The 23,672-nt window shown below is 61.0% G+C and carries 20 protein-coding genes; 8 read left to right on the forward strand and 12 right to left on the reverse strand.

The features are described 5' to 3' along the window. Window positions 1–12 precede the first annotated feature (12 nt). The 9 genes from QZ460_RS02675 to QZ460_RS02715 all read right to left on the reverse strand — a co-directional run bounded on the left by QZ460_RS02675 (window position 13) and on the right by QZ460_RS02715 (window position 6,171). Window positions 13–522, reverse strand: a complete 510-nt coding sequence (locus QZ460_RS02675) for an NADH-quinone oxidoreductase subunit J (protein WP_290540046.1) — start codon at window positions 520–522, stop codon at window positions 13–15. A 3-nt stretch (window positions 523–525) separates the two neighbouring features. After that, window positions 526–966 carry a 4Fe-4S binding protein gene (locus QZ460_RS02680; RefSeq protein WP_290540047.1) on the reverse strand — a complete coding sequence of 147 codons (441 nt, stop codon included), beginning with the start codon at window positions 964–966 and terminating at the stop codon, window positions 526–528. Between the two features lie 2 nt (window positions 967–968). Beyond that, the gene (gene nuoH / locus QZ460_RS02685; protein ID WP_290540048.1) at window positions 969–2,045 is read right to left on the reverse strand and encodes an NADH-quinone oxidoreductase subunit NuoH; all 1,077 of its coding nucleotides are present in this window, start codon (window positions 2,043–2,045) and stop codon (window positions 969–971) included. A gap of 14 nt (window positions 2,046–2,059) precedes the next feature. Continuing rightward, window positions 2,060–3,607, reverse strand: a complete 1,548-nt coding sequence (locus tag QZ460_RS02690; RefSeq protein WP_290540127.1) for an NADH-quinone oxidoreductase subunit C — start codon at window positions 3,605–3,607, stop codon at window positions 2,060–2,062. A 62-nt stretch (window positions 3,608–3,669) separates the two neighbouring features. Then, window positions 3,670–4,326, reverse strand: a complete 657-nt coding sequence (locus tag QZ460_RS02695) for an NADH-quinone oxidoreductase subunit B (RefSeq protein ID WP_290540049.1) — start codon at window positions 4,324–4,326, stop codon at window positions 3,670–3,672. Further along, window positions 4,317–4,667: an NADH-quinone oxidoreductase subunit A gene (locus QZ460_RS02700; RefSeq protein WP_009599057.1), complete on the reverse strand. Its 351-nt coding sequence runs from the start codon at window positions 4,665–4,667 to the stop codon at window positions 4,317–4,319. The genes QZ460_RS02695 and QZ460_RS02700 overlap by 10 nt, the downstream gene beginning before the upstream one ends. A 105-nt stretch (window positions 4,668–4,772) precedes the next feature. Beyond that, window positions 4,773–5,111, reverse strand: a complete 339-nt coding sequence (locus QZ460_RS02705) for a hypothetical protein (RefSeq protein WP_290540050.1) — start codon at window positions 5,109–5,111, stop codon at window positions 4,773–4,775. 215 nt (window positions 5,112–5,326) lie between these two features. Continuing rightward, entirely contained in the window at window positions 5,327–5,938 is a 612-nt protein-coding gene (locus tag QZ460_RS02710; RefSeq protein ID WP_290540051.1) for a superoxide dismutase, read from the reverse strand. A 32-nt stretch (window positions 5,939–5,970) separates the two neighbouring features. After that, window positions 5,971–6,171 carry a rubredoxin gene (locus QZ460_RS02715; protein WP_290540052.1) on the reverse strand — a complete coding sequence of 67 codons (201 nt, stop codon included), beginning with the start codon at window positions 6,169–6,171 and terminating at the stop codon, window positions 5,971–5,973. Between the two features lie 123 nt (window positions 6,172–6,294). On the opposite strand from QZ460_RS02715, the gene QZ460_RS02720 reads away from it, so the two are divergent. The 8 genes from QZ460_RS02720 (at window position 6,295) to QZ460_RS02755 (ending at window position 16,805) form a co-directional block, all read left to right on the forward strand. Then, window positions 6,295–7,674, forward strand: coding sequence for a tryptophanase (locus QZ460_RS02720; protein ID WP_290540053.1), 1,380 nt, complete (start codon window positions 6,295–6,297; stop codon window positions 7,672–7,674). A gap of 269 nt (window positions 7,675–7,943) precedes the next feature. Next, complete coding sequence (locus QZ460_RS02725; protein ID WP_290540054.1) at window positions 7,944–10,748, forward strand: TonB-dependent receptor; 2,805 nt, start codon at window positions 7,944–7,946, stop codon at window positions 10,746–10,748. Window position 10,749: 1 nt separating this feature from the next. Then, window positions 10,750–11,127, forward strand: a complete 378-nt coding sequence (locus QZ460_RS02730; protein ID WP_290540055.1) for a hypothetical protein — start codon at window positions 10,750–10,752, stop codon at window positions 11,125–11,127. Between the two features lie 7 nt (window positions 11,128–11,134). Beyond that, on the forward strand, window positions 11,135–12,709 hold the full coding sequence (locus QZ460_RS02735; RefSeq protein WP_290540056.1) for a DUF6850 family outer membrane beta-barrel protein: 1,575 nt from the start codon (window positions 11,135–11,137) through the stop codon (window positions 12,707–12,709). Between the two features lie 39 nt (window positions 12,710–12,748). Further along, on the forward strand, window positions 12,749–13,996 hold the full coding sequence (locus tag QZ460_RS02740) for a DUF4876 domain-containing protein (protein WP_290540057.1): 1,248 nt from the start codon (window positions 12,749–12,751) through the stop codon (window positions 13,994–13,996). Between the two features lie 4 nt (window positions 13,997–14,000). After that, window positions 14,001–14,885 (forward strand): ABC transporter ATP-binding protein, encoded by an 885-nt coding sequence (locus QZ460_RS02745; RefSeq protein WP_290540058.1) that lies wholly within the window; start codon window positions 14,001–14,003, stop codon window positions 14,883–14,885. Window positions 14,886–14,890: 5 nt separating this feature from the next. After that, entirely contained in the window at window positions 14,891–15,562 is a 672-nt protein-coding gene (locus QZ460_RS02750; RefSeq protein WP_290540060.1) for a hypothetical protein, read from the forward strand. A gap of 22 nt (window positions 15,563–15,584) precedes the next feature. Continuing rightward, the gene (locus QZ460_RS02755; protein WP_290540062.1) at window positions 15,585–16,805 is read left to right on the forward strand and encodes a DUF4857 domain-containing protein; all 1,221 of its coding nucleotides are present in this window, start codon (window positions 15,585–15,587) and stop codon (window positions 16,803–16,805) included. 82 nt (window positions 16,806–16,887) lie between these two features. Here the strand turns inward: QZ460_RS02755 and QZ460_RS02760 are convergent, their stop codons facing one another. The 3 genes from QZ460_RS02760 to QZ460_RS02770 form a co-directional block, all read right to left on the reverse strand. Further along, window positions 16,888–19,188 (reverse strand): family 20 glycosylhydrolase, encoded by a 2,301-nt coding sequence (locus QZ460_RS02760; protein ID WP_290540064.1) that lies wholly within the window; start codon window positions 19,186–19,188, stop codon window positions 16,888–16,890. 581 nt (window positions 19,189–19,769) lie between these two features. Continuing rightward, window positions 19,770–20,762: an aspartate-semialdehyde dehydrogenase gene (locus tag QZ460_RS02765; RefSeq protein WP_290540065.1), complete on the reverse strand. Its 993-nt coding sequence runs from the start codon at window positions 20,760–20,762 to the stop codon at window positions 19,770–19,772. 477 nt (window positions 20,763–21,239) lie between these two features. Continuing rightward, a complete protein-coding gene (locus QZ460_RS02770) occupies window positions 21,240–23,642 on the reverse strand; it encodes a transglycosylase domain-containing protein (protein WP_290540067.1) in 2,403 nt (800 codons plus the stop codon). Between the last annotated feature and the right edge of the window lie 30 nt (window positions 23,643–23,672).

Raw genomic sequence — 23,672 nt, forward strand, 5'->3', positions numbered from 1 at the left:
AGTCGTACTTGTTTAGCGTTTGCGCGCGATGAGGATGCCGCCGACGATGCAGGCCAGCAGCAGCAGGCTGATCACCTCGAAGGGCAGGATGTAACCGTATTTTCCGCTGCCCGTCAGCGCGTGTCCGATGGTCCGCACGTGCAGCTCGCCGTGCTCGAAATGCGAGGGCAGGAAGTCGTGGCGGAGCGTTATCCAGAGGCAGACGCCCAGGCTGGCCAGCGCGGCGCCCAGTCCCACGAAGAGTTTGTAGCCTTTCAGGTCCTCGGCCTTGTCGCCCTGACTCGACGTCAGGAGAATCGAGAAGACGTAGAGCACCGTGATGCCGCCGGCGTAGATCAGCAGCTGCACCGCCCCGAGGAACGAATAGTTGAGCTGGAAGTAGATGCCCGCCGTGCCGAAAAGCACGAACAGCAGGTAGGTCGCGGCGCGCAGGATGCGCCGGGTCGTCACGGCGAGAATCGCACTGACGCCGATGAACAGCGCCAGGACCGTGAAAACGACCAATTCGAGTGTTATTTCCATGACTTACTGTTTGTTGAGTTGTTTGACGAGCTTCTCGCGCGTGTAGACGGCGTGTTCAAAATCGGTCGAGAAGCGGATTGCACCGGTCGGGCAGGCATTGACGCACAGGTGGCAGAACATGCACGAGCCCAGGTCGTACTCGTAGCGCGCCAGCCGCTTTTTGGGCTTGCCCGTCGCGGGGTCGACCACCGTCTCGGTCGTGAGGCGGATGGTTCCGTTGGGGCAGGCCGACTGGCACAGCCCGCAGGCGATGCACTTGTTGTGTCCCTCGGCATCGTGCGGCATCGTCAGCGAGCCGCAGAAACGGTCGTGCATCTTCAGCACGGCCCGGTTTTCGGGATATAGCTCGGTGATCTTGGGCGTGAAAAACTCGCGTCCGGTCACCTTGAGTCCGGTCAGGAGGGATCCCAACCCGCGGAAAAGGCCTTTGATATAGCTACTCATAACTAAAAATGCAGTTTGAAGACGACGACAATGACCATCAGCAGCAGGTTTGCCAACCCGATGGGAACGAGGTATTTCCATTCGAGCGTCAGGATCTGGTCGATACGCAGGCGCGGGAAGGTCCACTTGATCCACATGAGCAGCCACACCACGAAAAACGCCTTGGCGAAGAACCACACGAAACCCGGGATGCAGTTCATCACGGCATTGAAGGCCTCCCAGCCCGCAATGTGCAGCGGCATCCAGCCTCCGAGGAAGATGGTGGCGGCAACGCCCGCGACTATGAACAGGTTGACAAACTCGGCGACGTAGAAGAGTCCGAAGTGCATGCCCGAATACTCGGTGTGATACCCCGCCGTCAGCTCCGACTCGGCCTCCGGGAGGTCGAACGGCCCGCGGTTGACCTCGGCATTGCCGGCGATGAGGTAGATCACGAAGGCGATCAGCGCCGGGATGTGGCCCTTGAACAGGAACCACCCGTCGGCCTGCCGGGCCACGATCTCGGAGAACTGCATGGTGTCAGTCAGCACGATGATCGTGAGGATCGAGAGGCCGATGGAGAGCTCGTAGGAGATCATCTGCGCACCGCTGCGCATGGCGCCGATGAGCGAGTACTTGTTGTTGGAGCTCCACCCCGCCAGCAGAATGCCGACCACGCCGATCGACGAGGCGGCCATCATGAAGAAGACACCCACGTTGAAATCCAGCACCTCCAGCCCCTTATCGACCGGCAGGCAGGCGAAGGCCAGCACCGAAGCCAGGATGACGATATAGGGCGCGAGGTTGTAGAGAAACTTGTCCGAACGGCGGATGGTGATGATCTCCTTGGTGAGCATCTTGAAGACATCGCAGATGACCTGCACCGTACCCCACGGACCCACGCGCATGGGCCCAAGGCGGCATTGGAAGGCGGCGCAGACCTTGCGTTCCATGAAGATCATCAGTATGGCGATCACGGTGTACATCAGCAGCAGACAGCCACCGACGATCACGCATTCGATGAAAACGGCCAGCCCGAGGGGCAGGAACGAGGTCAGCAGTCCGTGGACCCAGCTCGTAATTATAGAAAAGTCGAACATATCCAATCTCTTTTTTATCTGTCAATATCCGGGACCACGTAATCCAGCGTGCCGCCGATGGCGATCAGGTCGGCGATCTTCGTTCCCCGGGCGATGGTCTCCAGGCACGCAACGAGCGGCAGTCCCGTCGAGCGGAATTTCATGCGGTAGGGGAACTTGTCGCCCCGGCTCTCGATGAAGACCCCGAACTCGCCGCGGCTGCCCTCGACGGCGGCGTAGTAGCTGCCCTCGGGGATGCGGATCACGGGCTTGGTCTTCACCCGGTATTCGCCTTCGGGAATGTTGTCTATCAACTGCTCGATGATGTACATGCTCTGCTCGATCTCGCGCATGCGGACCATGTAGCGGGCCAGACAGTCGCCCTCGGTGAAGAGCACCTCCTCGAAATCCACCTTGTCGTAAACGGCATAGGAATGGCGCTTGCGCACGTCGCAGGCCCACCCCGAGGCGCGGCCCGTACCGCCCGTCGCGCCGAACGAAATAGCATCCTCGCGCGTCAGCACGCCGGTTCCCTTCAGACGCTCCTGCGCGATGACATTGCCCGTGAAGATCTCGCGGTACTCGCGCAGGGCGGGACGCATGTAGGCGATGAATGCCTTGACCTTGCGGACAAAATCGGGATGGATGTCGGCCTGCACGCCGCCGATGGTGTTATAGGTCTGGATCAGACGGCCTCCGGTGGTCTGCTCCAGGATGTCGAGCACCTTCTCGCGGTCGCGGAACCCGTAGAAGAAAGCCGTCAGCGCACCCATGTCCATGCACAGGCAGGAGAAGAAGAGCAGGTGCGAATCGATGCGCTGCAACTCGTCCATGATCGTGCGGATGTACTGCACGCGCTCGGGCACCTCGATGCCCAGCCCCTTTTCGATGCACATGCAGAGGGCGTGGCGGTTCTGCGACGCCCCGAGGTAGTCGAGACGGTCCGTCAAGGCGAGGGTCTGGGGGTAGGTCAGCTCTTCGCACATCTTCTCGATGCCGCGGTGGATGTAGCCGCAGTGCACGTCGAGTTTCCGGATGATCTCACCCTCGAGCGACACACGGAAGCGCAGCACGCCGTGCGTGGCCGGGTGCTGGGGACCGATGTTGATGACATACTCCTCCTCCTCGAAAAGCACGTTGCGCCCGCGGATGAAACTGCCGTCGGGCTGCAGCTCGAAGGTCGGGGTGCTGTCCTTCGAGACCTCGTTGCTCATGCGGAGCGGGTTCAGTGCCGGGTCGTAGTCCTTACGCAGGGGATGTCCCACCCAATCGTCGCGCAGGTACAGCCGCCGCATGTCGGGATGGTTCAGAAACCGGATGCCGAAGTAGTCGAACGCCTCGCGCTCGTTCAGCTCGGCGGCCTTCCACAGGTCGCACACCGAGGGCAGGACGGGGTGTTCGCGTTCCGGGGTCAGCGTCCGCACCACGACATTCTCGCCCGTCGCGGTGGCTTCGAGGTGGTACACCACACCGAAGCCCGCTTCGCCCCAGTCCATGCCGGTCAGGCTGCGCAGGAAATCGAATCCTTCGCTCTTCAGGCGTTCGGCCACCCCGCGGAAAGCCTCCGCCGGCACGGTGAACATCCCCTCGCCGGCCTCCGACCACACGGCCGCAGGCGCCCATTCCTTCATTTTATCTGTCAGGGTCATAATTCTCGTTTTTCTTCGTCCACATTCAAATCGTTCTTCTCCGCCGTCAGGTCGCTCCGCAGCAGCCGTTCGTACTCCTCACGGTCGATCTGCCGGTTCACGTCGCCGAAGAAGCGCTGCAGCTTCACCTTGCGCTGGAGCTGCATCAATCCGTAGAGCATCGCCTCGGGACGCGGCGGACATCCGGGGATGTACACGTCGACGGGCAGAATCCGGTCCACGCCGTTGACCACGTGGTACGACTTCTTGAACGGGCCACCGCTGATGGCGCAGCCGCCCACGGCGATCACATATTTGGGATCGGCCATCTGGTCGTAAAGACGCCTGAGCACCGGGGCCATCTTGTGCGTGATGGTCCCGGCGACCATGATGAAGTCGGCCTGACGCGGGGAGGCGCGGGCCACTTCGAACCCGAACCGGGCAAAGTCGTAGCGCGCGGCACCCACGGCCATGAATTCGATGCCGCAGCAGCTCGTGGCAAACGTCAGGGGCCAGAGGCTGTTGCTGCGGCCCCAGTTGATCACCTCGTCGAGACATCCCGCCACCACCTGGGTTCCGTTTGCGCGCAGTTCGCGCACCATCTGCTCGAGGTATTCGTTGTCGTTGAAGTCTTCATACTTCATCGACTTGATTTTCGGTCTCTTTATTTCCATTCCAAAGCTCCTTTCCGCCATGCATAGGCAAGGCCCAGAATCAGTACCACCAAAAAGAAGAGGATGCTCACCAGTCCATAGACGCCCAGTTCCTGCACGACGACGGCCCACGAAAAGAGGAATACCGTCTCGACGTCGAACATCAGGAAAAGGATGGCAAAGAGGTAGTAGCCCACCTTGAACTGCATCCACGAACGTCCGCGCGTCGGGATGCCGCACTCGTAGGCCTCGCCCTTCTGGGGGTTGTACGAACGCGGCGACACGGCGCGGGCGATGCCCAGCGCGACTGCGACCAGCGCAATGGCCGTAAGGATGACGACCACCAATAGCGTGAAATACATAGAATATGATGTTTTACAATTTGCAATTCCGACACGACGAATGCCCACACGCCCCGCAGACGGCAACGTTGCGGAAACATGCGGCAGGAAAAACGACGGAAAAGGCTAAATCAGAATACGCCCCAAGGAGAAGACATAGTAATCCACGGCATCGGGGTGCAACGCCGGGGAGTAGGTGCGCATTGCGGTCCGGAGGCCGAAGGCGGCATCGCAGGCAGGGCGTGCGCCGGCAAGCTGCCGCACGAAGGCCTTGTGGTCCGACTGGGTCGCGGGGGTCTCGATCGAGACGCCACCGGGACAGATCGCGGCGGACAAGTAATTGCATGCCGCGGCGTGCGAATCGGCCACCGAGGATTGCGTCAGGGCAGGGCGTACGCTCTCCGCATCGCTGCGTAACGACGTATCCTCCAAACTCCCCGTCAAGGCGAAGAGTAACAGAATCAATATCAATTGAATTCTCTCCTGCATCCGGTCCGAATCATAAATTTCTGCGCTGCGAAGATACATTCTTTTGCGCAGAAAAGTGCATTGGTGAACCAAAAAGATCGCAAAATGATGAATTTTGTCCCCAAATCCACGAATCAGCGCCTCGCCCCAGAAACAAGAAAAATGCCGTTTCCCGTGTGAGGAAACGGCATTCGGACACCGGCTGAAACCGTCTATCGTTTTGCGTAGCGGTCGCCCACGACCTTCCAGTCGACGACGTTCCAGAGCGCCTCGACGGCATCGGCGCGGCGGTTCCGGTAGTCGATATAATAGGCGTGCTCCCAGACGTCGATCGCCAGCAGCGGCTTCATGCCCCGGCACATGGGGTTGCCGGCGTTCGGCTCGCCGACGACGACCAGACGCCCCGAGGGATCCTCGGCCAGCCACACCCATCCCGAGCCGAAGAGCCCCGCGGCGGTGCGGCCCATCTCCACCTTCAGGTCGTCGAGCGAACCGAAACTGCGGTTGATGGCCTCCAGCAGCCGGCCCGAGGGCTCCTTCCGGGGCTTCGGCGAAAGCTGCCCGAAGAAGAACTCGTGATTCCACGCCTGCGCGGCGTTGTTGTACATGGCCCCGTCGGCCGAAAGGATGATGTCCTCCAGCGGTTGCCCGGCAAAGGGCGTGTCGACGATCAGGGTGTTGAGTTTGTCGACATAACCCGCATAATGTTTGTCGTGGTGGTAGTGCATCGTCTCCTCGGAGATGGCGGGAGCAAGCGCATCGTAGGCATAGGGCAGGTCCTGCGGGGTGAAACGCGGCGTGGCCGCGGTGTCGGTCGTTGCCATAATCAAAGAAATTAACAGGTTGATAAACAAAATCATATATCGCTTATTTCAGATCTTCCATCACCTCCCTGCTCCTCCATCGCCTCGAAGGCCCATTTCCCCCGGCCGCAGACCGGGCACACCCAGTCGTCGGGCAGAGCATCGAACGGTGTGGAGCGCCCCACGTCGTGCTCCGGATCGCCCGACAGGGGATCATAGATATATTCGCAACAGGTACAGCGGTATTTTCGCATCGCATTCGGAAATTAAATTCGGCAAGATCCCGAACAAATAGCGTACCCGAGTTCCGATTTCGGGAAAATTTTCGTATTTTGGGTCGGAATACCGACAAATCACAACCTAAAACCAACCATACGATGACACTTCCTTATGCCGAACCCTACAAGATCAAGATGACCGAGGCCATCCGCACCTCCACCCGCGAAGAACGCGAAGCATGGATCCGCGAAGCCCGCTACAACCTTTTCAAACTGCGCTCGGACCAGGTGGCGATCGACCTGCTGACCGATTCGGGCACGGGATCGATGTCCGACCGCCAGTGGGCGGCGATGATGACCGGAGACGAAAGCTATGCCGGGGCCTCGTCCTACTTCCGGCTCAAAGAGAGGGTCGGCGACCTGTTCGGCATGCCGTGGTTCCTCCCCACACACCAGGGACGCGCCGCCGAGAACGTGATTTTCTCGGCTCTGCTCCGCGAGGGCGACATCGTCCCCGGCAACTCGCACTTCGACACCACGAAGGGTCACATCGAGTTCCGCCGCTGCCATGCCGTGGACTGCACGATCGATGCGGCGGCCGACACGCAGCTGGAACTGCCCTTCAAGGGCGAGATGGACCTTGCGAAACTCGAAAAGATCCTGCGCGAGAACCCGCGCGAGAAGATTCCGTGCGTGGTGCTCACCGTCACCAACAACACGGCCGGGGGCCAACCCGTGTCGATGCGCAACATCCGCGAAACGGCCGAACTGTGCCGCCGCTACGGCGTGCCCCTGCTGATGGACTCGGCGCGCTTCGCCGAGAACGCCTACTTCATCAAAACCCGCGAGGAGGGCTACGCCTCGAAGACCATCAAGGAGATCGTCCGCGAGATGTATGCCTGGGCCGACATCATGACCATCTCGGCCAAGAAGGACGGTGTGGTGAACATGGGCGGCTTCGTGGCGATGCGCTCCGAGGAGCTCTACAAAAAAGCCATGTCGTTCGGCATCATGTTCGAAGGCTACGTCACCTACGGCGGCATGTCGGGCCGCGACATGGACGCACTGGCCGTGGGGCTGGACGAGAACACGGAATTCGAACAGCTCGACGCCCGCATCCAGCAGGTGCGGCTGCTGGGCGACCTGCTGGACCAGTACGGCGTTCCCTACCAGCGTCCGGCGGGCGGACACGCCATCTTCGTGGATGCGAAGCAGGTGCTTCCGAACCTGCCCAAGGAGCAGTTCATCGCCCAGACACTGGCCGTGGAGCTCTATCTCGAAGCGGGCATCCGCGGTGTGGAGATCGGCTCGATCCTGGCCGACCGCGACCCCGAGACGCACGAAAACCGCTACCCCGCGCTCGAACTGCTGCGTCTGGCCATCCCGCGCCGCGTCTACACCGACAACCACATCCGGGTGATCGCCGCCGCCTGCCGCAACATCTTCGAGCGCCGTGCGACAATCACCCGGGGCTACCGCATCACCTTCGAGGCTCCGATCCTGCGCCACTTCACCGTCGAACTCGACAAAATCCGCTGACGGCGACCCAAGGCGCCCCAAGCGCAGCTTCCAACCGACCGATCCGGCCGCGGGGACAAACCCCGCGGCCGGATTTTTCCATCCCCGCACCTCCGGCACTCCCCGCCGCCCTCCAACGCCCCGCACCGCCTTCCGCGACCGGCAGCAGCGGTCGGCAAGAGGGGGGGGGCGTCCCCAAAAGTAGGTATCCACCCCCGAAAATTTCCCCTGCATTGGGTATTGTCTCCGGTCCTGTACGCCTCTAAATTCGTCGAGCCAAAAGACAACAGATGACCCGATTTTTAAACCGTCTATTCAAGACCCTCATAACGACCGCTTTACTTGTGCTGTACGGTCCCCTTCAGGCATGGGAGGAGCCGGATGCCGCACGGCAGGAGAAAATCCGGGTTACGGTGGAGGTGACCGACTCATTAGGTATGCCCCTGCCCTACACCACCATCGCCTTCACCGATGCCGACAACCACATCTTCGCCGCCGTCAGCGACAAGGAGGGCAGCACCCTCTTCTCGCTGCACGAGGACAGCTACGTGCTGACCGCCGAATACATCGGCTACAACCCCTACCGCCGCGAACTTCACCTCTCGCAGCATGCGCCCACGCTCTACCGCATCGTCATGCACGAGAGTGCGGTCTCCATCCGCGATGTGGTGGTCACAGCCTCCGAGACCAAGGGAAGCACCAGTTCGTCGACCATCGACCGCAAGGCCATGGAGCACCTCCAGCCGTCGAGCTTCGCCGACCTGCTGTCGCTGCTGCCCGGAGGAACGGCCACCAAGCCCCTGCTCGGCTCGCCCAATACGATCCATCTGCGCGAGACGGGCGTCAGCAGTTCCGACTACGCCACCTCGGCCCTCGGCACGTCGTTTGTCATCGACGGAGCCCCCGTCAGCACCGATGCCAACATGCAGTACATCCCCGGCAGCAGCACCTTCGACACCGAAATCAGCTACAACTACTTCGTCAATTCGGGCGTCGACATGCGCACCATTTCCACCGACCAGATCGAGAGTGTGGAGATCGTGCGCGGCATCCCGTCGGTGCAGTACGGCGACCTGACCAGCGGACTGGTGAAAATCAAACGCCGCAAGGGCGGGCACCAGCTCAACGCGCGCTTCAAGGCCGACATGGCCAGCAAACTCTTCTATGCGGGCAAGGGGTTCGAGATTCCGCGCCGCAACCTCACCGTCAATGTCGGCGCCGACCTGCTCGACGCCAAATCCGACCCCCGCAACAAGCTGGAGAACTTCAAACGCGTGACCGGCTCGCTGCGCGTCGACAAGAAATGGGACAGCGACACACACCAGACCTCACTGGGTCTGCACCTCGACTACACCGGCTCGTTCGACAACAAGAAGAAGGACCCCGAACTCAACAACCACAACATCGACGACTACAAGTCGCAGTACAACCGTCTGAACTGCGGCATCAACTTCGAGTACCGCGCCAAAGGCGAGGGTTTCTTCCGTTCGCTGGAGAGCACCGCCTCGTTCGACTACTCGAAGGACCTCATCCGCCGCCGCCGTTTCGTCTCCATCAGCAAACCCATGGTCACCCCCGTGAACATGGAGGCCGGAGAGTTCGACGCCGTGCCGATCGAGGCCTCCTACACCGCCCGCATGACCGTCGACGGACGTCCGCTGTCGGCCTTCGTGAAGTGGATGGCCTCGTTTGCCTTCTCCACCGCCCGCAGCCGCTCCTCGATCGTGGCCGGCGCCGACTGGTCGCTGGACAAGAACCTGGGCCGCGGGCAGGTCTTCGACATGACGCGCCCCATCTTCTCGGGCGTGGCCGCGCGCCCCTATCCCTACAACAAGATCCCGGCACAGCACGACCTGGGAATGTTCCTTGAGGACAACACCACCCTCACCATGGGACGCACCCACCTCGACATCATGGCCGGACTGAGAGTGCTCACGATGTTCAACATCGCACGCAAATACGCCATGCACGGCGATTTCTGGTTCGATCCCCGTGTCAACCTGCGCCTGTCGCTTCCCGGCTTCACCATCGCCGGCCACGAGGTGACCACAGCCCTCTCCGGAGGCATGGGCTGGCACACCAAAAGCCCGACCATGAACCAGCTCTACCCCGCGCCCCGCTACTACGACTTCATGCAGCTCAACTACTTCCACACCAATGCGGCGCTGCGCCGTTTCAACGTCCGCACCTACATCACCGACCCGACCAACTACCGGCTCATGCCGGCCCGCAACTTCAAGTGGGAGGTGCGCGGCGATGTCACCGTGGCCGGCAACCGGCTGTCGCTGACCTATTTCGAGGAGGATATGAAGTCGGGATTCCGCTCGGCTGCCACCTACCGCAAATACTCCTACAAGGCCTACGATTACAGCGGCATCGACGGCTCGCAGCTCATGGAACCGCCCTCGCTCGAGCAGATGCCCTACACCACGCAGAACGTGCTGCGTTCCTACTCCGCGACCACCAACGGTAGCCGCACCTCCAAAAAGGGCGTCGAGTTCACCTTCTCGTCGCAGCGTATCGCCGCCCTGCGCACGCGCGTCACGATCACGGGAGCATGGTTCCGCACCGAATACTCCAACAGCGAACCCATTCATTACAGCCCCTCGGTGCTCATCGACAACAAGGAGCTGGGCTATGTGGGTATCTACGACGACGATTCGCACTACATCCGCGAAATCTGCAACACCAACTTCATGGTCGACACCGACCTGCCGCGCATCGGTCTGGGCTTCTCGCTCACCTTCCAGTGCCAGTGGCTCACGCGCGACCTGAACACCCACCGCAGCAGCCGCCCGTCGCACTATACCGACATCGACGGCAACAGCTTCCCCTTCACCGAAGCCTCCGAGCAGGACCCCTATCTGAAGTGGCTGATCATCCACTACAACGAAAAGTCGTTCCGCTGGCACAGCGTCCCGTTTGCCATGACCACCAACCTCAAGGTCACCAAGCGGCTCATGGGCGAAAAACTCTCCGCCGCCATGTTCATCACCCAGATGCTCAACTACACCCCCGACTACAAGGTCGAAGGTGTCACCGTGCGCCGCAGTGCAACCCCTTATTTCGGGATGGAATTAAACTTCAAGCTATAATATGAGAACGAGACTCTATCTGCTGCTGGCCCTCCTGTCGGCGGCATGCGTCGAAAAGGATACAGACCCGCTGTTCACCCGGCTGACACTCGAGGTCGAGCCGCCGCGCGGCATCGAGATGCTCCGCTTCCAGGCCACCATGGTCTTCGAGAACATCAACACCCGACAGCGCATCTCCACCTCGGACTTCATCGACGGGAAACTCCGCATCCGCCTGCTCAAGGGCCTCTATCGCCTGAGTATCAACGAGGGAGGCGGCATGACCTACACCGACAGCGACGGACAACGGCGCTTCGGCGAGGTGGTCATCGACAACGCTCCGCTGACCCTGGTCGGCGACACGAGCGAGGCAACCGTTGACCTAATTCTCAAAAACTGACACCGCCATGAAAAGAGCGATCTATCTGCTGTCGTCACTCTTCGCCGCCGCGAGCCTCCTCTCGCCGGCACAGGCCGCCGGGTCCGCCGCCGACACCACGTCGAGAAGCACCCCACGGCCTTCCGACAAGCAGCGCGGACAGTTTCTCGCCCTCGAAGAGCAGTTTTCGCCCCAAAAACACATGCTGTCGGCACTCCACACAAATCCGGCAGTCCACACCTCGGCCTACCTCCGCGACTTCTCGCAGGCCGGCGTGGGCTACCGGCTGAACCACGACGACGAAGCGCAGCTTCTGGCCGCAGGCGACGGCAGCGATTACGGATTCTTCGCGGCCGAATCGTTCCGCCGGCTCTCGCCCCGGACTTCGGTGTGGGGCAAGGCCGGCTACCGCCGCGGGACCGTCCGCAACGTGACGTGGAACTCGTCCTCCGACCTCGAGCTCATCTATCCCTACATCACGGCCGACTCGACGGGCGGCGACCTGACCTCCGAGACCTACACATTCGGGGGCGGCTACGGACAGCAGCGCCGCAAATGGACCTGGGCCCTGGAAGCCGACATCAGGGCTTCGCACGAGTATCGCGACATCGACCCCCGGCCGCGCAACATCTCCATCGAGCTGCAATTCTGTGCCGGGGTGGCGTTCCGCACGGGCAACTACCTCACGGGCCTCTCGCTCAAGGCGCAGGAGTACAAACAGCGCGGCGACGTGGAGTTCTACAATCCGCTCGGCATCAAGGCCGAATACCATCTTTCGGGACTCGGCAGCCACTTTTCGCGCTTCTCGGGCGGCGAGGCCGGCAGCCACTACCGCGGAAGCGGCTGCACGCTCACCTTCACCGTCTCGCCGCGCGACGGCCGCGACGGATGGTTTGCCGCGGCAAGCTACGCGTACAGAAAGGTGGAGAAAATCCTCGTCGCGTTCAACAACCTGCCCCTCCAGCGCATCGAACCCCGAACGCTGAGCGCACACATCGGTCGCACGGTCGCCGGACGCCTCCTCCACTGGGGCGTGGGCGCACGCCTGAGCTACCACTACCGTCCCGGCACGGAGAGCATCGTGGGCGAGAAGATTTCGAACATCTACGCCGTGGTGGGAGACCTCAAAATGTATGAATACAGCGCTCTGTCGGCACGCATCGACGCATACATGGGCCGCCGCGGCACCCGCTGGGAGTGGAACCTGTCGCCCTGGGCCGACTTCCGCCGACAGACCGAGGACTACCTCTACCCCTCGCAGAACCGCCGGGCGAGTCATCTCGCAGGCGGCGTCGACGGCTCCGTCCTGCTGAAGCGGTCGCGCATGTATCTGCGGTGCGAGGCCGGTGCGGGCTATCGCGCGGCCATGAGTCCCCATCTGCTGCTGCCGGTGGCCGACCTCCACGCCTCGCTGGTGAAGATGGTCCGCCACGACTACCGGCGCATGCAGCTCGATGCGGTGCTGATGCACTGCGCCCTGAGGGCCGACCACACCCTGGGACGACGGCTCAACCTGTTTGCCTCGGCCAACTACCACTTCCGCCGTTTCTCGGACAGCACCCTCTCCCATGCGGTGGAACTCCAAGCCGGAATTACATTTTAAATCAAAAAAACATAAAAATCACTCAAAATCAACAAAATCATGATGACAAACCTTTTCAAATTCTTCATTGCTTCGACATTGCTGCTCTTTGCAGCCTGCAGCGACAACGACGACGATCATTCCAACGGCAAGACCCCTCTTACGCTCCGCATCAACATGCCCATCAGCGTAGAGCAGCCCAAACTCAAGACGCTCGACGCCATCTTCACGGAGGTCACCTCCGGCCAGACCATCCAGACCCGTGAGTTTACGGCCGCAAGCGAAGGCAGCTACACCGTCACCACCCAGCTCAAGGCCGGGACCTACAACCTGACGTTGAACGGCGTGGTGAGCTACACCCTCAACTCCGCCACGGTGGAGAGCTACATCGAGGCCTCGCGCGAAGGCATCACCGTCACCGAAGGCCAGCCCAACGAAATCAGCATCGAGAGCAGCATCTCGACCCTCACGTCCAACGACTTCGTCATCGAGGAGATCTTCTTCACCGGAACACTCACTCCCGAAGGCAACCAGTATGACGGAGACAAGTATGTCAAAATCACCAACAACACCGACCGCACCCTCTATGCCGATGGGCTCATTCTCATGGATTCGGAGTTCCTCACCGTGTCGAAATACAACTACACGCCCGACATCATGAGCGAGTTCTTCTCCATCAGCAACACCCTCATCGTCCCCGGCAAGGGTAAGGATTATCCGGTGGCTCCCGGCAAGTCGATCGTCATTGCCGACACCGCCATCGACCACCGTCAGTACAACCCCCGTTCGTTCGACCTCTCGAAGGCCGACTTCGAATACCACAACGAGCGCGACGACGAGGATGTCGACAACCCCCTGGTCCCGAACATGATCTCCTCGTCGCTGGGCAAGGACATGATGTGGACCTTCCACAACCGCGGCTTCAAGTCCTACGCCATCGGCCGCTTCGGCGAGGGTGTGACCGCCGCATCGTTCGCCCAGGACAACTTCTACACCGCCGAATATGAGATGGTAGTTCCCGGCCACGGCTCCTTCCCCATGAGCTGCGAAGCCTGGAAATTCCCCAACGCATGGATCACCGACGCCGTGAACCTGAGCATCGAGGAGCAGTTTGCCTGGATCGTCACTGCACCCACGCTGGATTCGGGTTGGAGCTACTGCGGCAAGATCGACCACGACCAGACCCGCTACGGCAAGAGCGTTATCCGCAAGAGCGTGAAGATGGCCGACGGCCGCACCCTGCTCAAGGACACCAACAATTCGACGGTGGACTTCACGCCCGAATCAACCCCCTCACTCATGCAGTAGGAGCATGAACGACAATGTTATCGAATGCCGGAACCTGACCCACTACTACGGGAAGCGGCTCATCTATCGGGATTTGAGTTTTGATGTACCAAGAGGCCGAATACTCGGCCTCTTGGGCAAAAACGGCACCGGCAAGACCACCACCATCAACATCCTGAGCGGCTACCTCCGGCCCCTCGAGGGCGAGTGTCGCATCTTCGGCGAGGAGCTGCGCCGCCTCACGCCGCAGACCCGACAGAAGATAGCCCTGCTCATCGAGGGCCATGTGCAGTACTCCTACATGACCATCGAGGAAATCGAGCGGTTCTACGCCCCGTTCTACCCCCGATGGAACCGCGACGCCTACTACGCCCTGATGGAGAAACTGCATGTCGCCCCGCGGCAGCGCATCTCGCGCATGTCGTGCGGCCAGCAGTCGCAGGTGGCCCTCGGTCTGATTCTGGCACAGGATGCCGAGCTGCTCATCCTCGACGACTTCTCGATGGGTCTCGACCCCGGCTACCGCCGTCTGTTCGTCGAGTATCTCCGCGACTATGCCCGTGCCGAGGACAAGACCGTGTTTCTGACCTCCCACATCATTCAGGACATGGAGAAACTCATCGAAGAGTGCATCATCATGGACTACGGCCGCATCATGGTGCAGATGCCCGTCGGGGAGCTGCTCTCCACGTTCGGCCGCTACATGTTCACCACCCCGCTGTCGTCACTGCCCGACATCGAAGGCTGCCACCATCCGCAGGTGACCCGCGGAGAGGGCGAGCTGTTCTCGTTCGAAGCCCCCGACACGGTGGCCGACAGACTGCGCCGCAGCGGCATACCGTTCGGCAAACTCACGCGCGAGAAGCTCAACCTCGAGGACGCTTTCATCGGCCTGACCGGAAAATATTGACAACCATGGAAAAAGCGATTTTCTACAAAGAGTGGATCAAGATGCGCTCGCTGCTGCCGGTGATGAGTCTCGCCCTCATCGGCATAACGATCTACGCCCTGCTGCGCATCGACCGCGCCGTCACCCTCAACGGAGCCGCCCATCTGTGGCAGATAATGCTCGACAAGGAGGTGGTGTTCATCGAGATACTGCGCTTCGTGCCGCTCATCGCAGGCCTGCTGCTCTCGCTGGCGCAGTTCCTGCCCGAAATGATGCACAAGCGGCTGAAACTGACCCTCCACCTGCCCTATCCCCGCCATCGGATGATCCTGCTCATGGCCGCCATCGGGCTGGGACTGCTCATCGTGCTGTTCGCCCTTCAGGGCGTGCTGCTGTGGGGCTACCTCCACCGCCTGCTGGCTCCCGAGCTCACCGCACACGCACTGCTCACCGCCCTGCCGTGGTGGCTGGCCGGGCTGACGCTCTACCTGCTCTGCGCCTGGATCTGCATGGAACCGACCCGTTACCTCCGCGGAATCTACATCGTCATGGCGCTGGGGCTGTGCCGCATGTTCTACCTGAGCGACGTCCCCCGATCCTACGACGGCATGCTGCCCTGGCTGGCCGTGCTGCTCGCGGGTCTATTCTTCCTGCCCCTGCTGTCGATGCACCGCTTCAAGGAGGGCTGCCAGGATTAACCGCAAAACAGATTTTACACCCATGCTCAAGATTATCAAAACAGGAGTTGTCGTTCTGGCCTGCGGTCTGTTGTCGTGGCTGCTGCCCTGGCTGCTGGCCTTCATGACCGCCTCACCCTCGTGGCACCCCTTCACCCTTTACAGCTGCATCGTCCACTCATTCGCACAGCTCGACTACGATTGCCACGGCAAGGTCTTCGGCCGCGACTTCAACGGCAACAGATACACCGAACGGCAGATCGACAGCATCATGCCCCTGTTCTACTACCGTCAGCTGGCCGCCGAGGGACGTTTCCCTTCGGAGATCGAGGGCGTGAAAGTCACGCCGCAGGATGCCGAACGCACGGGATTCATCTTCCGCACAACCCCCTCGGAGATCAACCGCCCCAGGACAGGCCTCTACCAGATCCTGGAGTCCCATCCCCGAAGGCTCGAGTTCGAGTCGCCCACCGATGTATTCCGCATCACAGGCCACGCCATGGAGTTTGTCGACATGGCCACCAATACGGTCAATGCCGACAAGAGCCGGCGTTTCACGGCCGCCCTGCAGGAGGCGGGGTTCCGCTTTCCGGCACGGCTGGTGTCGGGCAACGCCTCGACGCAGAAGGAGTATGACAACGGCTATTTCCTGAAGGACGACAGCGGTCAGATTTTCCACCTGCTGCAAATCGACGGCCAGCCCCAAGTCCGCCGCATCGCCCTTCCGGACTCGCTGGAGATCACCCACATCTTCGTCACCGAATTTGCCGACCGACGGCATCTCGCCTTCATGAGCGACAGCCAGCGGCGGTTCCACGCCCTGCGTGCCGGGGACTACTCGCTGCACGAGGTATCCGTCGAGCCGTTCGATGCCGCCAATGATGCGCTGATGATCATCGGCGACATGTTCTACTGGACCGTCACCCTGCAGCGCGACCACGACGAGCGGCTCATGGCGATCAATGCCCGCGACTATTCGCTGGTGGATTCCTACACCCCGCCCGCAGAGACCACCACCGCGGAGCGTGTGGGGAAATACCTCTTCCCGACGGCTCTGTCCTTCACCTCGGCGAAGGATGCCTTTGTCCGTCCGCGTCTTGCGCCCTACTCGCCCCATGCACTGTGGCTGGGGGCGGTTTTGGCTGCCGTCTATGCCTTCGTCCATCGCCGCCGCTTCGCCCGGCATGCGATGCCGACAGCGGGCATCCTGCTGCTGGGATTCTATCTCTTCCTGCCCCTGCTGCTATTGGGCCACCGCAAATGAGGCGTTTAGCGATTCGGACCAAAAAAAAATCACCCCGACACGCAGTAACCGCGGTCGGGGTGATTTGCAAATGGGCCACGGATCAGTCCCGAGCATATTTGAACCATGCGGCCGGGCATTCGCGCTTCACGCCGTCGGCTCCGGTCTCGAAGAACTTGAGCAGACCGCCGTTGTAGTCGAAATAGGTGACCTGAATCTTGTGGAGCCCCTTTGCCAGAGCCACCTGCGAGGTCCGTTCCCGGGGCGAATGGGCACCGTCGTTGTCGACAATCACCTCGCCGTCGATGGTCACCACACTGCCGTCGTCGGAGAGGGTCGACAGCGTGTAGACGCCATCGGCCGGCACCTCGATGTAGCCGTCGAAGAGGAGCGCGATGGAGCCCTTCACCTCCGAAGGGATATTCACGCCGTTGGTGCTGACATAGGTTTCGAGGGTGCGCGCGGCAGGGATCCGGGCGCAGACTTCACCGGTGTAGTCCTTGCGCTCGACGCGCAGGCCCTCGCCCAATGCTGCGGGGGCGGTCACGGCAGGCATGTAATCCTGCTTGATGAACTCGGTCCGGTAGATATCGCCGGGCGTGCCGTCGGGACGGAAGCCGCGAATCACGAAACGGGTGGTTTGGGTAACTGGAACGGGAGCCGTGTATTTGGGCGATGAAAGTGTGGGGACGGAGCCGTCGGTCGTGTAGCGGATATCGATTCCGGGGAGCATGCACTCGACCTTGAGAGCGGCACTGTCGACGAATGCGTTCCGGTCATGGAAGCCCTTGAGGTCGGGAATGCGGTAGTTGACGCCCATCCTGTCGAAACGCGGGAAGTGGCCCAGCAGCTTGCCCTCGAAGGCCGGATAATCGTTCCGTTTGTCGGCTGCACACCAGCCCAACTCGCTGACGGCCACCATCCGGGGCGTGATCATGTACTCCATGCGGTCCATCGAAGGAATCCACTCGCACCAGATATTACACTGCACACCCTTCACCAGCGCCTTCTCGGCCTCGGTGAGATCGGCCGGATAGGGATTCGTCCCGTAGATCTGCGTCAGCGAAGCGTCGTTCTGCTCGTAGTCGAAATAGAAGCAGGTATTGGGGCAGATGATGGCTTCCATGCCCTTGGAGGTCGCCTTCTTCACGGCATCGCCGCACCAGCTTCTCCACCACGAAATGGCACTCGTGGCATTCAGACCGTCCTCCACCACTTCGTCCCAACCGATGAGACGCTTGCCGTGGGAGTTGAAGAACCGCTCCATCTCGCGGATGAAGTAGGCCTGGATCCCGTCGACATTCCCCAGTTTTTCGCGGCGAATCAGCTCGTTGCACTTCCTGCAGCTCTTCCAGTTCTTGCGGTCGACCTCGTCCCCGCCGATGTGGGCATACTCATAGGGGAAGAGTTCGAAGACCTCTTTCCAGATGTTGCAGGCAAACTCCACGGCCTTTTCATCGCCTACGCAGATGGGCGAGGAGAAGACATCACCCCACGCCTCGGCCTGCTCGCAGTCGACGAAGGGATACTGCTCGATGGCTGCCAGGAAGTGGCCCGGCATGTCGATTTCGGGAATGACGTCGATACCGCGCTCGGCAGCATAGCCGACCACCTCGCGAATATCCTCCTGGGTGTAGAAACCGCCATAGATGGTGTCGCCCTCGACAATCTTGATCTTGTCGGCCGGAATGCCGTAGTCGGGATTCGCAAGTTCCTGCTCGTAACGCAGACAGGTGCGGTCGTGCGCGTTGAACTTGCGCCATGCGCCCTTTTCGGTCAGCAGCGGGTAGCGCTTGATTTCGATGCGCCAGCCCTGATCGTCGGTCAGATGCCAGTGGAACTTGTTCAACTTGTAGAGCGACATCAAGTCGAGCAGGTGCTTCACCTCTTCCTTGTCGTAGAAGTGACGCGAAACGTCGAGGTGCATGCCGCGCCACTCGAAACGGGGCGCATCGGTAATGTCGACGCACTCCATCGAGAGGTTGCTCCAATCCCGGGCCTCGATGCCGTCGGGCAGCAGCTGGCGCACGGTGGAGATGGCCGAAGCCACGCCCGAATAATCGGCAGCCTCGATGAGCAGCTGCTTTTTGCCGACAGCGAGGTGGTAGCCTCCCTTGGCAAGGCTGTCGACCCGGCAGATGAGGATCGGAGCGGCCGCATCCTCACCGCTCTTGACGGTCAGGAAACTCCGGGGCAGGAAACTTTCCAGATACCCGACCGCCGGCAGCAGCTCCTTGCTGGACACGCTGACCGTCATTCCCTCCTTGAAGGCGAAGGAGCCGTTTTGCTTGACCACCGTCACGGGAGTGGGCAACAGGATTTCCGTTTTGTTCTCGGGCTGCGCGCACGAGACCGAGCATGCCAGACCGAGCATCAGAATCAATTTTTCGAACGAGAGATTCATGGGTTTTTAAGGTTTTGAGGTCGTTTTATACAAAGGTCTTCAAAAATCGGAAAAAAGTTGTGGCTAAAAATGCCAAAATTCGGCGGATGGCCAATTTTTCATATGCACAACCCATATGCAATATTCGCAAAATATCCCGACATCTGCAAACAGATTGCGTGGAATTTGGCCGACGAACGGTGAAATTTAACAATCGGGGAGGCGTCGCCGAACCTCCCGCCCGAACAGGACGGCCGGCTCCTCCGGGGCTGCGTCCGAAGAAAAAGGGCCGAAAACAGGGATGGAGCGAGGGTTTCATCCGGACGCCCCAATCGGCCTTTGCGGGCTTTCGGGACAAACCCGGGAGCTGTACCGAGAGGCCGCAAGCAGCCGCCCTTCCGCCCCGCTTATCGGGCCCCGTTTGATCCGGGTTTCCCAATACGCGCAATACGGCACAAGCCCGGGACGAAATCCCGGGCTTGCGCAAGCGTCCCAACCGCCGCCCTGCATGTAAGCCGCAATCGATGTGCCCACGGGCGGTGCAGGGCTCCAATCCTTCCGTCGGCCTCCTGCCGGTACGCCCCGGCGGCTCCGCCCGAAGGCTAAATCAACGTCTCGAGAATCTGCACGGCATTGAGCGCCGCACCCTTCCTGATCTGGTCGCTCACACACCAGAAGGTCAGCCCGTTATCGCACGTCAGGTCCTTGCGGATGCGCCCCACGTAGACGGGATCCTTGCCGGCGATGAAGAGCGGCATCGGGTAGACCTTGCCGGCGGGATCGTCCATCAGTACCACGCCCCGGGCCTTCGAAAAGGCCTCGCGGGCCTCGGCCACGGAGACCGGGCATTCGGTTTCGAGCCACACGCTCTCCGAATGCGCACGCATCACCGGGACACGCACACAGGTAGCCGACACGGCGATGTCCGAATGCATGATCTTGCGCGTCTCGTGGAACATCTTCATCTCCTCCTTCGTATAGTCGTTGTCGGTAAAGACGTCGATATGCGGAATCACGTTGTAGGCCAGCTGGAAGGCGAATTTCGACACCGTCGGCTCCTTGCCCGCCCCCAGTTCGGCATACTGCGTCTCGAGTTCCGCCATGGCGGCCGCCCCGGCACCGCTGGCCGACTGATATGTCGACACGTGCACGCGGCGGATGTGCGACACATCCTCGATCGCCTTCAGCGCCACGACCATCTGGATCGTCGTGCAGTTGGGGTTGGCAATGATGCGGCGGGGTGCATTCTTCGCATCCCCGGGGTTGACCTCCGACACCACGAGGGGCACGTCGGCATCCATGCGGAATGCGCTCGAATTATCGATCATGACGGTCCCGTGCCGGGTGATCGTCTCGGCGAACTCCTTCGACGTGCCCGCCCCGGCCGATGTCAGGGCAAAGTCGATTCCCTTGAAATCGTCGTTGTGCTGCAGCAGTTTGACGGTAAGCTCCTCGCCGCGGAATTTATAGGTGCGGCCCGCACTGCGTTCCGAACCGAACAGCACCAGTTCGTCGATCGGGAGCCGGCGCTCCTCCAAAATCCGCAAAAACTCCTGGCCCACAGCACCGCTGACGCCCACAATAGCAATTTTCATCTCGATAAAGTTATAAAGTAATCCATGTTTCCGCCCGGACGGACCGTACCCGGAAACTCCGCGGGCAAAAATAACGATTTTCCGGGAAAAATCCTTCTCCCTCGCTGGAAATAGGCGAAATCCGGCTCCGGCAGCCGATCCGGACGGGGCCGACCGCACCGCCGCCCGCGAACGGACAGCCTCTACCGGACATCCTTCGGCCGAACTCTTCGGCCGAACTCCCCGACCGGACAGCTCCCGGACACTCCTCCGACCGGGTGGACACCTCCGGCCGAATCCCCCTATCGGGCAGGTCCCGGCCGGGATGGCGGGCAGGAGGCAAGAGGACAGGCAGACGGACAGGCAGACGGACAGGCGGACGAGCAGACAGATAGGCAGACGGGCGGGCAAACCCAGTCCTCCCCCTCCAAAAAAAGTCCGGGCGGCCTTGCGACGGGCGGCCCGGACTTTTACCGAATACGGGGAATCGGCTCCGTGTCAGTCGAAGAAATATTCGTCCTCGGAGTTGTCCGGCACCTCGGAACCGGCCTCCTCCTCGCAGTCGTAACGGGGCATCATCGCCGGACGCACGAACTGATCCGTGCGGCTGATGCCGAAACGTCCGTCGTCGTAGATCTTTTTCATATATTCGCCCACGATCGGCAGCGCCATGACACTGCCCTCACCCCCGCGGATGAAGTGCACCGACTGATCCTCGCCACCGACCCAGGCCCCGGTCACCAGCTTCGGGACCACACACATGAACCACGCGTCGCGGTTCTTGTTCGACGTTCCGGTCTTGCCGCCGATCTCCATGTCGGTCAGCCCGAACTGCCACCGCAAACGGCCCGCCGTTCCCGAGTTGACCACCTCCTGAAGCATCATGAGCATCGTGTAGGCCGTGCGTTCGCCGACGGCATCCTGCGACTGGGGGATGAAACTGGCGATCAGGTTGCCCTGCCGGTCCTCGATGCGCGTCACGAAGATCGGATCGGTATGCACGCCCTGATTGGCGAAGGTCGAAAAGGCGCTCACCATCTCGTAGACGTTCGATTCCGAAGAGCCGAGAGCCAGAGCCGGAACGGGGTCTATGTAGCTGCGGATGCCCATGTTGTAGATGAAGTCGGCCACGGCGGCGGGCTGCTTGGCCTGCTTCATGATCCACGCCGAATAGTTGTTGCGGCTGCGCGCAAGTCCCCACTTGAGGGGGTGCAGCACCCCGTCGTACTCGACATTGCCGGCCTCCTTGGGCGACCAGGCCGTACCGTTGGCCGTCTCGATGGTCGTCGGCAGGTTGGGGACCATCGTGCAGGGCGTCAGCCCCAGATGGTCGATGGCAAAGGTATAGACGAAGGGCTTGATCGTCGAACCGATCTGGCGTTTGCCCTGCTTGGCCATGTCGTACTTGAAGTAACGGAAGTTCGGCCCTCCGACATAGGCCTTTACGAAGCCCGTGGCAGGATCGAGCGACACCATCGCGGCCCGCATGATCCGTTTGTGGTGGAGGATCGAGTCGCGCGGCGTCATCAGCGTGTCGCGTTCGCCCTTGTAGGTGAACACCCGCATGTGGCAGGGTTTGTCGAAGGCCGCGTTGATCTCCTTCTCGCTCGCCCCGGCGTGCTTCATCTCGCGGTAACGGTCCGAATAGCGGACGGCATGGCGCATGATCCGATCACGCTCCTCGCGATCAGCATCGACGAAAAGCGTCTTCGTCGCCCGGAACTGCGCCTCCATCCTGGGCTGAATCTCCTTCTCCATCTGCCGCTGCACGGCCTGCTCGGCATAGGTCTGCATCACGGAGTTGATCGTGGTATAGATCTTCAGCCCGTCGCGGTAGATATTGTAGGGTGTACCGTCGGCCTTGGTGTTCTTGTGGCACCAGCCATAGAGCGGGTTCTCGTTGTACTCCTTCAGCGCCTGATCGTAGTCCCACTCGTTGTAGAACTGGTTGCGCTTGGGAGGCCGGGCGTTCATCACCAGCCGCAGCATCTCGCGGAAATAGGTCGCCGCACCCTCGTTGTGCGACACGGGTTTGTAGTTGGTCACAATCGGCAGCGCCGCCAGCGAATCGCGCTGCCCGCGGGTCAGGGCCCCGGCCTCCTCCATGCGCGAAAGCACGAGGTTGCGGCGTGCGAGGGCATTTTCGGGATTCAGAATGGGCGAATAGCGCGTCGGGGCATTCACCACCCCCACCAGCACGGCCGCCTCCTGCACGTTGAGTTCGTCCGGGTCCTTGTTGAAGAAGGTGTGGGCCGCTGACTTGATGCCGAAGGCGTTCGATCCGAACTCCACCGTATTGAGGTACATGGCGGCAATCTCCTCCTTGGTGTAGTTGTATTCGAGTTTGAGGGCCGTGATCCACTCCTTGAACTTTGCGGTCACGAGTTTGGCCTTGCGGACGACGGCAGCGCGGTTGCGGACCGTATCGCGCGGAAAGAGGTTCTTGGCCAGCTGCTGCGTGATGGTCGAGCCGCCGCCCTGCGAGGTGTTCTGCAGCAGCAGGGTCTTCACGGCCACACGCGCCAGCGAAGGGATGTCGATACCCGAGTGGGAGCGGAAGCGGACGTCCTCGGTTGCGATGAGCGCCGCAACGATGGGCGGCACCTCATAGCCGGCCAGCCGGATGTGGAGCGTCGAATCCGACGGATAGAGGTCGGCATACTGCACATAGGAGCGGTTCTGCACGAAGAACGTACCGATCACCTTGCCGTCCTCGGAGTAGATCTCCGTGGCGAGATTGCTGCGCGGATTCTCCAGTTCCTCGAACGAGGGCATGCGTCCGAAGACGCCGAAGACCGTGAGCAGCAGCATCAGCGCCACCAGCGCAAAGGGCGCGAAAGCCGCGTACCAGATCCATTTTATCGTTCTCGGGCTGACACCCATCTTTTTTTTCTGTCCCATACGACGAAATTTGCGACAAAGATACGAAAT

This window comes from Alistipes sp., assembly GCF_020026455.1.
GTDB lineage: Bacteria > Bacteroidota > Bacteroidia > Bacteroidales > Rikenellaceae > Alistipes.

What these genes read in the sequence shown, in the direction of transcription:
- QZ460_RS02700 (WP_009599057.1), bottom strand. Translation starts at nt 4,667, where the DNA reads ATGTATTTCACGCTATTGGTGGTCGTCATCCTTACGGCCATTGCGCTG.
- QZ460_RS02760 (WP_290540064.1), bottom strand. Translation starts at nt 19,188, where the DNA reads ATGAATCTCTCGTTCGAAAAATTGATTCTGATGCTCGGTCTGGCATGC.
- QZ460_RS02710 (WP_290540051.1), bottom strand. Translation starts at nt 5,938, where the DNA reads ATGGCAACGACCGACACCGCGGCCACGCCGCGTTTCACCCCGCAGGAC.
- QZ460_RS02735 (WP_290540056.1), top strand. Translation starts at nt 11,135, where the DNA reads ATGAAAAGAGCGATCTATCTGCTGTCGTCACTCTTCGCCGCCGCGAGC.
- QZ460_RS02745 (WP_290540058.1), top strand. Translation starts at nt 14,001, where the DNA reads ATGAACGACAATGTTATCGAATGCCGGAACCTGACCCACTACTACGGG.
- QZ460_RS02740 (WP_290540057.1), top strand. Translation starts at nt 12,749, where the DNA reads ATGATGACAAACCTTTTCAAATTCTTCATTGCTTCGACATTGCTGCTC.
- QZ460_RS02675 (WP_290540046.1), bottom strand. Translation starts at nt 522, where the DNA reads ATGGAAATAACACTCGAATTGGTCGTTTTCACGGTCCTGGCGCTGTTC.
- QZ460_RS02720 (WP_290540053.1), top strand. Translation starts at nt 6,295, where the DNA reads ATGACACTTCCTTATGCCGAACCCTACAAGATCAAGATGACCGAGGCC.
- QZ460_RS02695 (WP_290540049.1), bottom strand. Translation starts at nt 4,326, where the DNA reads ATGGAAATAAAGAGACCGAAAATCAAGTCGATGAAGTATGAAGACTTC.
- QZ460_RS02715 (WP_290540052.1), bottom strand. Translation starts at nt 6,171, where the DNA reads ATGCGAAAATACCGCTGTACCTGTTGCGAATATATCTATGATCCCCTG.
- nuoH (WP_290540048.1), bottom strand. Translation starts at nt 2,045, where the DNA reads ATGTTCGACTTTTCTATAATTACGAGCTGGGTCCACGGACTGCTGACC.
- QZ460_RS02750 (WP_290540060.1), top strand. Translation starts at nt 14,891, where the DNA reads ATGGAAAAAGCGATTTTCTACAAAGAGTGGATCAAGATGCGCTCGCTG.
- QZ460_RS02755 (WP_290540062.1), top strand. Translation starts at nt 15,585, where the DNA reads ATGCTCAAGATTATCAAAACAGGAGTTGTCGTTCTGGCCTGCGGTCTG.
- QZ460_RS02765 (WP_290540065.1), bottom strand. Translation starts at nt 20,762, where the DNA reads ATGAAAATTGCTATTGTGGGCGTCAGCGGTGCTGTGGGCCAGGAGTTT.
- QZ460_RS02770 (WP_290540067.1), bottom strand. Translation starts at nt 23,642, where the DNA reads ATGGGACAGAAAAAAAAGATGGGTGTCAGCCCGAGAACGATAAAATGG.
- QZ460_RS02680 (WP_290540047.1), bottom strand. Translation starts at nt 966, where the DNA reads ATGAGTAGCTATATCAAAGGCCTTTTCCGCGGGTTGGGATCCCTCCTG.
- QZ460_RS02730 (WP_290540055.1), top strand. Translation starts at nt 10,750, where the DNA reads ATGAGAACGAGACTCTATCTGCTGCTGGCCCTCCTGTCGGCGGCATGC.
- QZ460_RS02725 (WP_290540054.1), top strand. Translation starts at nt 7,944, where the DNA reads ATGACCCGATTTTTAAACCGTCTATTCAAGACCCTCATAACGACCGCT.
- QZ460_RS02690 (WP_290540127.1), bottom strand. Translation starts at nt 3,607, where the DNA reads ATGTTCACCGTGCCGGCGGAGGCTTTCCGCGGGGTGGCCGAACGCCTG.